We start from the raw sequence: 13,040 nt of genomic DNA, 5'->3' as shown, positions 1-13,040 counted from the left end.
CCAGCTTATACGCAATAGGATCACCGATCATTCACAGCAAACGATCTTCCTTAAAACTATGATCTTACATGTGAATAATCACTTATCCACAGAGGATCATGATCCTAATAAGAGATCTAATAAAGAGATCTTTAAATAAAAAGATCTTCTTTTAATTAAGGGGGATCCTAAGCCGCTTGGTCGATCGTCTAAACTTGAGTAGAATCCCCCACCCCAGGGCAAACACAGAAATTCGCATAACGGCGAGGTGCAGTACCATGTTTTATCCAGATCAATTTGACGTCATCATCATTGGTGGTGGCCATGCCGGCACGGAAGCTGCAATGGCAGCGGCACGCATGGGACGTCAGACCTTATTGCTGACGCACAACATCGACACACTGGGACAAATGTCTTGTAACCCAGCGATTGGCGGTATCGGTAAGGGACATTTGGTCAAAGAGATCGATGCTCTGGGTGGCCTGATGGCTATGGCAACTGACCAAGCCGGGATTCAGTTTAGGATACTAAACGCCAGCAAAGGGCCAGCAGTAAGAGCGACTCGAGCTCAGGCTGACCGTGTGCTGTATCGCCAGGCAGTACGTACCGCATTGGAAAACCAACCAAATCTGATGATCTTTCAACAGCCAGTTGAAGATCTGATTGTTGAAAATGATCGCGTTGTGGGTGCAGTCACCCAAATGGGTCTGAAATTCCGTGCGAAAGCGGTGGTATTAACCGTTGGTACTTTCCTTGACGGAAAAATTCATATCGGTCTTCAGAACTACAGCGGTGGCCGTGCTGGTGATCCGCCATCAATCTCATTGTCACAGCGTTTACGTGAATTACCCCTGCGCGTTAATCGCCTTAAGACCGGTACTCCACCACGTATTGATGCGCGGACCATTGATTTTAGCCAACTGGCACCTCAACTGGGTGATACGCCAATTCCGGTATTTTCATTCTTGGGTAATGCTAGCCAGCATCCAGAACAAATGGCTTGTCATATCACCTACACCAATGAAAAAACCCATGAAGTGATCCGCAATAATTTGGATCGTAGCCCAATGTATGCTGGGATCATTGAAGGGATCGGGCCACGCTACTGTCCATCGATCGAAGACAAAGTCATGCGTTTCGCCGATCGTAATTCACACCAGATCTTCCTCGAACCGGAAGGTTTGACCAGTAATGAGATCTATCCGAACGGTATTTCAACCAGCCTGCCTTTCGATGTACAGATGCAAATCGTCCGCTCAATGAAAGGGCTGGAAAATGCCCGTATCGTTCGACCTGGTTATGCCATCGAATATGATTTCTTTGACCCACGTGATTTGAAACCGACTTTGGAAAGCAAATATATCCACGGTCTGTTCTTTGCTGGGCAAATCAATGGCACCACCGGCTATGAAGAAGCAGCAGCTCAAGGGCTGCTTGCAGGGCTTAATGCGGGCCGTTTCGCTAACGATGACGATGGATGGTCACCTCGCCGTGATGAAGCTTACCTTGGCGTGCTGGTGGACGATTTAAGCACCCTTGGTACCAAAGAACCGTATCGCATGTTTACCTCTCGCGCAGAGTATCGCTTGATGCTGCGTGAAGATAACGCGGATCTACGCTTGACTGAGATGGGCCGTAAATTGGGGCTGGTTGACGATGCTCGTTGGGCACATTTCAGCAAGAAAATTGAACAAATTGAAAAAGAACGTCAACGTCTGCGTGATATATGGGTACATCCGCACTCTGAAAATGTTGATGAGATCAACGCATTACTGAAAGCGCCTTTGTCTAAAGAGGCCAATGGTGAAGAATTACTGCGTCGGCCTGAAATTGACTATCGTTTGCTGACAACCTTACCCTCTTTTGGCCCAGCATTAACGGATCCACAAGCGGCGGATCAGGTTGAAATTCAGGTTAAATATGAAGGGTATATTGCCCGTCAGCAGGAAGAAATTGAAAAACAACTGCGCAATGAGAATACTCTCCTGCCAACAGATCTTGATTACCATCAGGTGTCAGGTTTATCGAACGAAGTTATCGCTAAACTGAATGATCACAAACCTAACTCAATCGGACAAGCCTCGCGTATTTCGGGTATTACCCCTGCGGCAATTTCTATTTTGTTGGTTTGGCTGAAAAAACAAGGGTTGTTACGCCGTAGTGCCTAACAACGGGATTTGCCTGCGCTGCGAAGGGATAAGCGGTGCAGGTAAGTTCTTCTTTGCCTTCTGGTCACAACTAGCTATTCAAACCACTGCCAAGCTAGATTATCATTCCTCATCTCGGCCCTTTTTATGCTGACTGCACGAGTTTAGTCAGAGGATATTGTTGTGTTAAAAAAATTAGATTCCCTGCTAAACACCGCAGGTATTGTATTACCCGATCAGCAAAAATTGCAGTTGATAGGCTATGTAGAACTGCTGCATAAGTGGAACAAAGCTTACAATCTGACTTCAGTTCGTGATCCGCAACAAATGCTGGTACGACATATTCTGGACAGCATTGTGGTTAACCCATATTTGCAAGGTGATCGGTTTATTGATGTGGGTACCGGCCCTGGGCTTCCTGGGATACCGCTAGCAATTGTGCGGCCTACTGCGCACTTTACGTTGCTAGATAGCTTGGGTAAACGTGTACGCTTTTTGCGTCAGGTACAGCACGAACTGGGTTTAAATAATATTGAGCCAGTGCAAAGCCGAGTTGAGGACTTTGCCGCAAAACCGCCATTTGATGGTGTAATAAGCCGTGCATTTGCATCCCTACAAGATATGCTGTCCTGGTGCCACCATTTGCCAGCCAAGTCTGAAGGGCGCTTTTATGCGCTTAAAGGGGTGAGACCGGACGATGAATTAGCCGTGTTGCCTGAGGGCATTGTCCTTGAATCGGTTGTGCGATTGCAGGTGCCAGAGTTGGAAGGCGAGCGTCATTTGGTCATTCTTAAGTCAAACTAACTTTGTTATTTATCAAAAAAATGTAATAAATCCTTAGCGGGTGGTAGGAAAATTATCGTATTTATTATTTTTAATATCGGTAAGTATTTCTTCGCGTAGTACCCTATGGTCTGATTATATTTTACGTATTGTTTACAAAAACAGCGGCAATGGATGACATAACTATATTGAGAGCTGGCAAATAGTTACTTTAGTCATTACCTTAACGGCTTGATATGCTCTTTTTATGTAGACGAAGTGTTGCCTGATTATTATCTGAAATGTCAACGGGAAGTTTTTACTAAGTAGATAACTTGTTTGATAATAGTTTAATTTTAACATTATGATTTATAAAAGTTTTTAATGGCTCTTTTCGTTAAAGACAAACCGAAGCTTTATGGGATATAAATCAGTTTGTTTTAAGTTTTGTGATCAGTTGCACGCTTTATTGATAATGGTTGGAATCGTCAGACAATTAAATGGGGGCTTTATTCCGAGGCTTTTCTTGTGAAAATAGTCCGAAAGAAGAAAATTTAAATAATTGTTCACCTTTTCGCTACTTATCGATTGAATTCGTTTGAGTGGCCCGTATAATTTGCTCGTTTTTTGCTGCTTGACTCAATGGGGTAAAAGGCAGTTTTATACCTCACTCAGCATACCCTTAGTGTGGTTCGGAGAGAACAAACGTCATGCCTGTATCCCTTTACAGTGGGAAAATCGCACGAAAGCTGCTGTTTTTGCAGTTAATGACTTTTGTTGTTCTCAGTGCTGCTTTTGGCTTTAAAAGCCTGGAATGGAGTGCTTCTGCTCTGGCAGGAGGATTGGCAGCCTGGTTGCCCAGTGCCATGTTTATGCTGTTTGCTTGCCGCCATCAGGCAAAAACAGCAGCTCCGGGTCGTGTTGCGTGGTCGTTTGCCATTGGCGAAGGGTTAAAAGTTATCGTGACGATAATTTTGCTGATTGTGGCTCTGGGGCTGTTTAAAGCAGCGTTTGCGCCACTCGGTTTAACCTATTTAGCGGTGCTGATTGTGCAGATATTGGCACCGGCCGTGATTAGCGGCTACCGTACTTAACAGTTATCGTATTTAACGGTCACCGTATTTAACTACAAAAAGGGTAAGAGGCATCATGTCTGCATCAGGAGAAATCTCTACTCCAAGGGACTACATAGGTCACCACCTGAATAACCTTCAGTTGGACCTGCGTACCTTTGAGTTGGTCAATCCCCACTCACCTGGCCCTGCAACGTTCTGGACGTTGAACATTGACTCTTTGTTCTTCTCTGTCGTGCTGGGGTTAGCTTTTCTGTTTGTGTTCCGCAAAGTTGCGGCAGGTGCCACCAGTGGCGTGCCTGGCAAATTGCAGACTGCTGTTGAGTTAATTATCGGTTTTGTCGATAACAGCGTGCGGGATATGTACCACGGCAAAAGTAAAGTCATCGCACCATTAGCCCTGACCGTGTTTGTTTGGGTTTTATTGATGAACATGATGGACTTACTGCCAATCGATTTACTGCCTTACATCGGTGAACATGTCTTTGGGTTACCTGCATTGCGCGTGGTACCTACTGCGGACGTGAGTATTACCTTGTCCATGGCATTGGGTGTCTTCATCCTGATTCTGTTCTATAGCATCAAAATGAAAGGTGTAGGCGGCTTCGTAAAAGAACTCACGATGCAGCCGTTCAATCACCCGATATTTATTCCAGTTAACTTAATTCTGGAAGGTGTCAGCCTGCTGTCCAAACCTGTTTCACTCGGTTTGCGACTGTTCGGCAACATGTATGCGGGTGAGTTGATCTTCATCCTTATCGCTGGTCTGTTGCCGTGGTGGTCACAGTGGATGCTCAGTTTACCTTGGGCTATCTTCCACATACTGATTATCACGTTACAAGCCTTTATCTTCATGGTTCTGACGATTGTCTATCTGTCGATGGCGTCTGAAGAGCACTGATTTTCTTAATATACCTAAATAATTCGAGTTGCAGGAAGGCGGCAACTGAGTAAATCCCGAGGAGCTTACATAGGTAAGTGACTGGGGTGAACAAAGGAAGCCAACGCACAGGTAGCTTGAAGTATGATGTGTATAACACTACTGCGTTTAACTGAAATAATTGGAGACTGTCATGGAAAACCTGAATATGGATCTGCTGTACATGGCTGCCGCTATAATGATGGGTTTAGCGGCAATCGGTGCTGCGATCGGTATCGGCATCCTGGGTGGTAAATTTTTGGAAGGCGCTGCACGTCAGCCTGACCTGATTCCTCTGCTACGTACACAGTTCTTTATCGTCATGGGTCTGGTTGACGCCATCCCTATGATCGCTGTTGGTCTGGGTCTGTACGTGATGTTTGCTGTCGCGTAAGTAGAGTTTTCTCTACTGTGAACTACACCAAACTATTAACTTTTAAAGAGGCATTGTGCTGTGAATCTTAACGCAACAATCCTCGGCCAGGCCATCGCGTTTGTCCTGTTTGTCCTGTTTTGTATGAAGTATATATGGCCGCCGATTATGGCTGCCATCGAGAAGCGTCAAAAAGAAATTGCTGACGGTCTCTCTTCTGCAGAGCGCGCCAAAAAAGATTTGGACTTAGCGCAAGCCAATGCGACCGACCAACTGAAGAAGGCCAAAGCAGAAGCACAGGTGATCATTGAGCAGGCAAGTAAACGCAAAGCTCAGATCCTTGATGAAGCTAAAACTGAAGCTGAACAGGAACGTAACAAAATCGTGGCGCAAGCGCAGGCAGAGATCGACGCCGAACGTAAGCGTGCTCGTGAAGAGTTGCGTAAGCAAGTCGCGATGTTGGCTATAGCTGGCGCCGAGAAGATCATCGAACGTTCCGTGGATGAAGCTGCTAACAGCGACATCGTTGATAAACTGGTCGCTGAACTGTAAGGAGGGAGGGGCTGATGTCTGAATTTGTAACTGTAGCTCGCCCCTACGCCAAAGCAGCTTTTGACTTTGCTGTTGAGCACCAGGCGGTTGATCGTTGGCAGGATATGCTAGCGTTTACTGCCCAAGTGACGCGCAATGAACAGATCGCTGAATTGCTTTCCGGTGCTGTTGCACCAGAAACAATGTCTAAGACGTTTATTGCAGTCTGTGGTGATCAGCTCGATGAATCCGCACAGAACTTCATTCGAGTTATGGCGGAGAATGGCCGTTTACTGGTTCTTCCTGAGGTGCTACAGCAGTTTATTCAACTGCGTGCCTCGCTGGAGTCGACCGTCGACGTCGAAGTGAGCTCTGCGAGCCCACTGAAAGACGAACAGCTGGCTAAAATTGCTGCTGCGATGGAAAAACGTCTATCACGCAAAGTTAAGCTGAATTGCAAAATCGATAAGTCCGTAATGGCCGGCGTAGTAATACGTGCAGGCGATATGGTGATAGATGGCAGCGTTCGCGGTCGTCTAGAACGCCTGGCGGACGTCTTGCAGTCTTAAGGGGACTGGAGCATATGCAACTGAATTCCACCGAAATCAGCGAACTGATCAAGCAGCGCATTGCTCAGTTCAATGTGGTGAGCGAAGCTCACAATGAAGGTACTATTGTTTCCGTCAGTGACGGGATCATTCGTGTACACGGCTTAGCCGATGTTATGCAGGGCGAGATGATCGCACTGCCAGGCAACCGTTACGCAATCGCACTGAACCTGGAGCGCGACTCCGTAGGTGCTGTAGTTATGGGTCCGTACGCCGATCTTGCCGAAGGCATGAAGGTTAAATGTACTGGCCGTATCCTGGAAGTTCCAGTCGGTCGTGGCCTGTTAGGTCGCGTCGTCAATACTCTGGGTGAACCTATTGATGGTAAAGGTCCGGTAGAAAACGACGGCTTCTCAGCGGTTGAAGCTATCGCACCTGGCGTTATCGAACGTCAATCCGTTGATGAGCCTGTTCAGACGGGCTATAAGTCAGTGGATGCCATGATCCCAATTGGTCGTGGTCAGCGTGAATTGATCATCGGTGACCGTCAGACAGGTAAAACTGCTTTGGCGATTGATGCGATCATCAACCAACGCGATTCCGGCATCAAATGTGTGTATGTTGCTATCGGCCAGAAAGCCTCTACTGTTGCTAACGTAGTGCGTAAACTGGAAGAACATGGCGCTTTGGCTAACACCATTGTGGTTGTAGCTACCGCCTCAGAATCTGCAGCATTGCAGTACCTGGCACCATACTCCGGTTGTGCTATGGGTGAATATTTCCGCGATCGCGGTGAAGATGCGCTGATTATTTATGATGACCTGTCTAAACAGGCTGTTGCATATCGTCAAATTTCCTTGCTGCTCCGTCGTCCACCAGGTCGTGAAGCTTATCCTGGCGACGTATTCTACCTCCACTCCCGTTTGCTGGAGCGTGCTGCGCGTGTTAACGCCGACTACGTTGAAGCCTTTACCAAGGGTGAAGTGAAAGGTAAAACCGGTTCTTTGACCGCATTGCCAATCATTGAAACTCAAGCAGGGGACGTTTCCGCGTTCGTTCCGACTAACGTAATTTCGATTACCGATGGTCAGATCTTCCTGGAATCCAGCCTGTTTAACGCCGGTATTCGTCCTGCGGTTAACCCAGGTATCTCCGTATCCCGTGTGGGTGGTGCAGCGCAAACCAAGATCATGAAAAAACTGTCCGGTGGTATTCGTACTGCTTTGGCACAGTATCGTGAACTTGCTGCGTTCTCCCAGTTCGCATCCGATTTGGATGATGCAACACGTAAACAGTTGAGCCACGGTCAAAAAGTGACCGAGCTTCTGAAACAGAAACAATACGCACCGATGTCTGTTGCGCAGCAATCTCTGGTTCTGTTTGCAGCTGAACGTGGTTATCTGGGTGATGTTGAGTTGGCGAAGGTAGGTAGCTTTGAAGCTGCGCTGTTAGCGTTTGCTGACCGTGAGCATGCCGAGCTTCTGCAACAAATCAACCAAACTGGCGCGTACAACGATGAGATCGAGGGCAAGCTGAAAGGCATCCTTGATACATTTAAGGCAACCCAGTCCTGGTAACGCTATGCGGCCCTGCTTTTCATTAGGAAAGCAGGCCGTCTGGTAATGAGGAGAAGCAGAAATGGCCGGCGCAAAAGAGATACGTTCCAAGATCGCCAGCGTGCAAAACACGCAAAAGATCACCAAAGCCATGGAGATGGTCGCCGCCTCCAAAATGCGTAAATCGCAGGAACGCATGGCGGCCAGCCGTCCTTATGCAGAAACTATGCGTAGTGTGATTGGTCACCTTGCGTTAGGTAATCTGGAATATAAACATCCGTACCTGGAAGAGCGTGACGTTAAGCGCGTTGGGTATCTGGTGGTTTCTACAGACCGTGGCTTGTGCGGTGGTTTGAACATTAACCTGTTCAAAAGACTGTTGGCTGAGATGAAAGGTTGGTCCGAAAAAGGCGTTGAATGCGATTTAGCGCTGATTGGGTCAAAAGCAGCTTCTTTCTTTGGCTCCGTGGGTGGCAAAATTGTCGCTCAGGTTACTGGTATGGGGGATAACCCTTCCTTGTCAGAACTTATCGGGCCAGTGAAAGTGATGTTGCAAGCCTATGATGAAGGTCGTCTGGATAAGCTGTATATCGTTAATAACAAGTTTATCAATACGATGTCTCAGGAACCACGGATCATGCAGCTATTACCGCTTCCGCCTGCGGAAGATGGTGAGCTGAAGAAGAAATCCTGGGATTACCTGTATGAACCCGATCCTAAAGCATTGCTGGATACCCTCCTGCGTCGCTATGTGGAGTCGCAAGTTTATCAGGGCGTCGTTGAAAACCTGGCCAGCGAGCAGGCCGCGCGAATGGTAGCGATGAAAGCCGCCACCGATAACGGCGGTAGTCTGATCAAAGAGCTGCAGTTGGTTTACAACAAGGCTCGTCAGGCCAGCATCACTCAGGAACTCACCGAGATCGTCGGGGGAGCCTCCGCGGTTTAACCAGGTTATTACCCTAAATAGTTCAGATTGCGAAACGGCGGCAACTGAGCAAATCCCCTGGCGCTTGCTAATAAAGTAAGCAACTGGGGTGAGAAAAAGCAGCCAACGCCCCAGCAATTTGAAATATGACGGGTAAACGTATTACGTAGAGGATTCAAGATGGCTACTGGAAAGATTATCCAGGTAATCGGCGCCGTAGTGGACGTCGAATTCCCCCAAGACGCTGTACCAAGAGTGTACAACGCCCTTGAGGTTGAAGGCACTGCTGAGAAGCTGGTGCTGGAAGTTCAGCAACAGCTAGGCGGTGGTGTTGTTCGTTGTATCGCAATGGGCTCTTCCGATGGTCTGAGCCGCGGGTTGAAAGTCATCAACCTGGAACACCCAATTGAAGTGCCGGTTGGTAAATCAACTCTGGGCCGTATCATGAACGTATTGGGTGACCCAATCGACATGAAAGGTCCTATCGGTGAAGAAGAGCGTTGGGCAATCCACCGCGAAGCGCCTTCTTACGAAGAGCTTGCCAGCTCACAAGATTTGTTAGAAACCGGTATCAAAGTAATGGACTTGATTTGCCCGTTCGCTAAGGGCGGTAAAGTGGGTCTGTTCGGTGGTGCGGGTGTAGGTAAAACAGTAAACATGATGGAGCTTATTCGTAACATCGCGATTGAGCACTCAGGTTATTCTGTATTTGCCGGTGTGGGTGAGCGTACTCGTGAGGGTAACGACTTCTACCACGAGATGACTGACTCCAACGTTCTGGACAAAGTATCCTTGGTGTATGGCCAGATGAATGAGCCACCAGGTAACCGTCTGCGCGTTGCACTGACCGGCCTGACCATGGCGGAGAAATTCCGTGATGAAGGTCGTGACGTACTGTTGTTCATCGATAACATCTATCGCTATACCTTGGCCGGTACGGAAGTATCCGCACTGCTGGGTCGTATGCCATCAGCGGTAGGCTACCAGCCAACGCTGGCAGAAGAGATGGGTGTGTTGCAGGAACGTATTACGTCCACCAAGACGGGTTCAATCACTTCTGTTCAGGCCGTTTACGTGCCAGCGGATGACTTGACTGACCCATCACCAGCAACCACCTTTGCTCACTTGGATGCAACCGTCGTTTTGAGTCGTCAAATCGCCTCTTTGGGTATTTACCCAGCGGTTGACCCACTTGACTCCACCAGCCGTCAGCTTGATCCGCTGGTTGTTGGTCAGGAGCACTACGATGTAGCGCGTGGCGTGCAGTCTATTCTGCAACGTTACCAAGAGCTGAAAGACATCATCGCTATCTTGGGTATGGACGAGTTGTCAGAAGATGACAAACTGGTTGTATCCCGTGCGCGTAAAATTCAGCGCTTCCTGTCTCAACCGTTCTTCGTGGCAGAAGTCTTCACCGGTTCACCGGGCAAGTTCGTTTCGCTGAAAGATACCATTCGTGGTTTCAAAGGCATCATGAACGGCGACTATGACCACTTGCCGGAACAGGCGTTCTACATGGTTGGCACCATTGAAGAAGCAGTGGAAAAAGCCAAGAAACTGTAACGCTGTTGACTGGAGGGTGACATGGCTGCAATGACTTACCATCTGGATGTTGTGAGCGCAGAGAAGAAAATGTTCTCTGGCGTGGTACAAAAAATTCAGGTGACGGGTAGTGAAGGTGAGCTAGGGATTTTCCCTGGTCACGCCCCACTGCTCACTGCCATTAAGCCTGGCATGATACGTATCGTGAAGCAGTTCGGTGAGGAAGAGTTTATTTATCTTTCTGGCGGCATCCTTGAGGTGCAACCGAGCGTTGTGATCGTATTGGCTGACACAGCTATTCGTGGAACTGATTTGGACGAAGCTAAGGCGCTGGAATCTAAGCGTAAAGCCGAAGATCATATCAACAACTCCCACGGCGATGTCGACTATGCTCAGGCATCCGCTGAATTGGCGAAGGCGATTGCGAAATTACGCGTAATCGAACTGACCAGGAAGGCGATGTAATTTTATACTGATGGGTTTTGTTAACTCGTTGGTTTATAAAATTACTCTATATACCCAAAGTCATTGGGGTTGCAGGTAGGCTGTAAGCGAAAGTAGCTAACAGCGCTGCAACTTCAAGTACGAAGGGTGTAAGAAAAATAGAATGCCAGTCAGTAAAACTGATTGGCATTTTTTTTACTGGTACGTCAGACAGTTCTGATACTTGCCCTTTGTTTGACCCTTAATCCGCTTTCCTACCATTTAGTTAAGCCTCAGCTAAACTCAACGCGTTTCTTTCTGAAAATTCTTGTTTCTTGTCGTAAAATAAGTAGTTAATAGCGTGAATGAGTGAATGTTTTTTGACAAAAACAGCACGGTAAGCGTCGCTGATCGCAGACACTTTTCACCACATTTTTTCGTTACATGACAAGTAGCAACAACCCTTTAACCACGCGGGTTGAGTACGTTTTTCGTTGAGAAATATGTAGTAATTATTTCGCTAAACAGGTTTACTTCTGTCTATTAAATTGGAGTTATCAGGTTGCTTATGTCTAACAGCTCAATGAGTGTAGTCATCCTTGCCGCAGGTAAGGGGACACGCATGTATTCCGACCTTCCTAAGGTGTTACACCCATTGGCAGGTAAGCCAATGGTTCAGCATGTTATTGATGCAGCCATGAAGCTGGGTGCAAAAAACGTTCATCTGGTTTATGGGCACGGTGGTGATTTACTGAAAAAAACGCTATCCGATCCCTCTTTGAACTGGGTATTACAAGCTGAACAGTTGGGTACCGGGCACGCGATGCAACAAGCTGCACCGCACTTTGCTGATGATGAAGATATCCTGATGCTATACGGCGATGTGCCGTTGATCTCTGTTGATACCTTACAGCGACTGCTGGCGGCGAAGCCACAAGGTGGCATCGGCTTGTTGACTGTGAAGCTGGATAATCCAAGCGGTTATGGCCGTATCGTGCGTGAGAATGGCGATGTGGTAGGAATTGTTGAGCATAAAGATGCCAGTGATGCGCAGCGCGAAATTAATGAAATCAACACCGGAATACTGGTTGCTAATGGGCGTGATCTAAAGCGCTGGCTATCACTGCTGGATAACAATAATGCTCAAGGTGAGTTTTATATCACCGATATTATTGCATTGGCACATGCTGATGGTAAGAAGGTTGCTGCGGTTCACCCCGCTCGGTTGAGTGAGGTTGAAGGGGTAAATAACCGCCTGCAATTAGCTGCTCTAGAGCGTGTATACCAGTCTGAGCAGGCTGAGAAGCTGTTATTGGCGGGTGTGATGTTACTGGATCCTGCGCGCTTTGATTTGCGCGGAGAATTAACACATGGTCGTGATATTACTATCGATACCAATGTCATCATTGAGGGTCATGTGACTTTAGGTGATCGGGTTCGTATTGGTAGCGGATGCGTACTGAAAAATTGCGTGATCGGTGATGATTCTGACATTAGCCCATACAGCGTATTAGAAAACTCACGCCTGGATGCTGGTTGTACTGTCGGGCCATTTGCCCGCCTGCGCCCAGGCGCTGAATTAGCCGAAGGCGCGCACGTTGGTAATTTTGTTGAAATCAAAAATACCCGCTTGGGTAAAGGTTCGAAGGCGGGTCACCTTTCCTATTTGGGCGATGCCGAGATTGGTTCGGATGTAAATATTGGCGCAGGAACAATAACTTGCAACTATGATGGCGCTAATAAATTTAAAACTATTATTGGCGATGATGTCTTTGTCGGATCCGATACTCAATTGGTCGCTCCTGTCACCGTTGCCAAGGGTGCCACTATTGCTGCGGGAACTACCGTTACTCGCGATATTGCAGAAGATGAATTAGTGCTGAGTCGTGTTAAGCAAATTCATGTTCAGGGTTGGCAGCGTCCGGTTAAGAAAAAATAAGCTATATCCGTCATACTTCAAGCTGCATGTGCGTTGGCTGCGCTCAATCACCCCAGTCACTTATTGGTCGTTGACCTTAAAATAAGTAAGCGTCTGGGGATGTGCTCAATTGCTGCCTTCCTGCAACTCGAATTATTTAGGTTATATTAAAACAGTCCCTTCAATATCGTTTATTCTTTGAAGGGATGTTTTGCCCTGTGTTTTTGGTTTATCCATTGATGCTGAAAACACAGAGCAAAACATAATAATCCCCAACTCTACAGGCTCGGGGAACCCGGAAAATCCGGATCAATCAGGTCACTGACATCGACAAGGTTCTTAAA

At 47.4% G+C, this 13,040-nt stretch carries 12 protein-coding genes; all 12 read left to right on the top strand.

Annotation, left to right across the window (positions count from 1 at the left end):
• Positions 1 to 257 precede the first annotated feature (257 nt).
• Positions 258 to 2,147, top strand: coding sequence for a tRNA uridine-5-carboxymethylaminomethyl(34) synthesis enzyme MnmG (gene mnmG, locus A6J67_RS03350; RefSeq protein WP_005192873.1), 1,890 nt, complete (start codon positions 258 to 260; stop codon positions 2,145 to 2,147).
• A gap of 162 nt (positions 2,148 to 2,309) precedes the next feature.
• Entirely contained in the window at positions 2,310 to 2,930 is a 621-nt protein-coding gene (gene rsmG, locus A6J67_RS03345) for a 16S rRNA (guanine(527)-N(7))-methyltransferase RsmG (protein WP_042568857.1), read from the top strand.
• A 668-nt stretch (positions 2,931 to 3,598) separates the two neighbouring features.
• Positions 3,599 to 3,982 carry a F0F1 ATP synthase subunit I gene (gene atpI / locus A6J67_RS03340; protein ID WP_032907978.1) on the top strand — a complete coding sequence of 128 codons (384 nt, stop codon included), beginning with the start codon at positions 3,599 to 3,601 and terminating at the stop codon, positions 3,980 to 3,982.
• Between the two features lie 55 nt (positions 3,983 to 4,037).
• Positions 4,038 to 4,862 carry a F0F1 ATP synthase subunit A gene (atpB, locus tag A6J67_RS03335; RefSeq protein ID WP_005161179.1) on the top strand — a complete coding sequence of 275 codons (825 nt, stop codon included), beginning with the start codon at positions 4,038 to 4,040 and terminating at the stop codon, positions 4,860 to 4,862.
• 172 nt (positions 4,863 to 5,034) lie between these two features.
• Entirely contained in the window at positions 5,035 to 5,274 is a 240-nt protein-coding gene (atpE, locus tag A6J67_RS03325) for a F0F1 ATP synthase subunit C (protein WP_004393045.1), read from the top strand.
• A gap of 60 nt (positions 5,275 to 5,334) precedes the next feature.
• Complete coding sequence (gene atpF / locus A6J67_RS03320; protein WP_005186686.1) at positions 5,335 to 5,805, top strand: F0F1 ATP synthase subunit B; 471 nt, start codon at positions 5,335 to 5,337, stop codon at positions 5,803 to 5,805.
• A gap of 14 nt (positions 5,806 to 5,819) precedes the next feature.
• Positions 5,820 to 6,353 carry a F0F1 ATP synthase subunit delta gene (gene atpH, locus A6J67_RS03315; RefSeq protein ID WP_005186689.1) on the top strand — a complete coding sequence of 178 codons (534 nt, stop codon included), beginning with the start codon at positions 5,820 to 5,822 and terminating at the stop codon, positions 6,351 to 6,353.
• Positions 6,354 to 6,367: 14 nt separating this feature from the next.
• Entirely contained in the window at positions 6,368 to 7,909 is a 1,542-nt protein-coding gene (gene atpA / locus A6J67_RS03310; RefSeq protein WP_004703877.1) for a F0F1 ATP synthase subunit alpha, read from the top strand.
• A 61-nt stretch (positions 7,910 to 7,970) separates the two neighbouring features.
• On the top strand, positions 7,971 to 8,834 hold the full coding sequence (gene atpG, locus A6J67_RS03305) for a F0F1 ATP synthase subunit gamma (RefSeq protein WP_002220756.1): 864 nt from the start codon (positions 7,971 to 7,973) through the stop codon (positions 8,832 to 8,834).
• A gap of 159 nt (positions 8,835 to 8,993) precedes the next feature.
• Positions 8,994 to 10,376: a F0F1 ATP synthase subunit beta gene (gene atpD, locus A6J67_RS03300; protein ID WP_032906708.1), complete on the top strand. Its 1,383-nt coding sequence runs from the start codon at positions 8,994 to 8,996 to the stop codon at positions 10,374 to 10,376.
• A gap of 21 nt (positions 10,377 to 10,397) precedes the next feature.
• On the top strand, positions 10,398 to 10,820 hold the full coding sequence (locus tag A6J67_RS03295) for a F0F1 ATP synthase subunit epsilon (RefSeq protein WP_004393020.1): 423 nt from the start codon (positions 10,398 to 10,400) through the stop codon (positions 10,818 to 10,820).
• 526 nt (positions 10,821 to 11,346) lie between these two features.
• Complete coding sequence (glmU, locus tag A6J67_RS03290; RefSeq protein WP_032906711.1) at positions 11,347 to 12,717, top strand: bifunctional UDP-N-acetylglucosamine diphosphorylase/glucosamine-1-phosphate N-acetyltransferase GlmU; 1,371 nt, start codon at positions 11,347 to 11,349, stop codon at positions 12,715 to 12,717.
• Positions 12,718 to 13,040 lie beyond the last annotated feature (323 nt).

Source organism: Yersinia sp. FDAARGOS_228, assembly GCF_002073315.2.
Classification (GTDB): domain Bacteria; phylum Pseudomonadota; class Gammaproteobacteria; order Enterobacterales; family Enterobacteriaceae; genus Yersinia; species Yersinia intermedia.
This window is presented reverse-complemented; position numbering and strand designations above follow the sequence as displayed.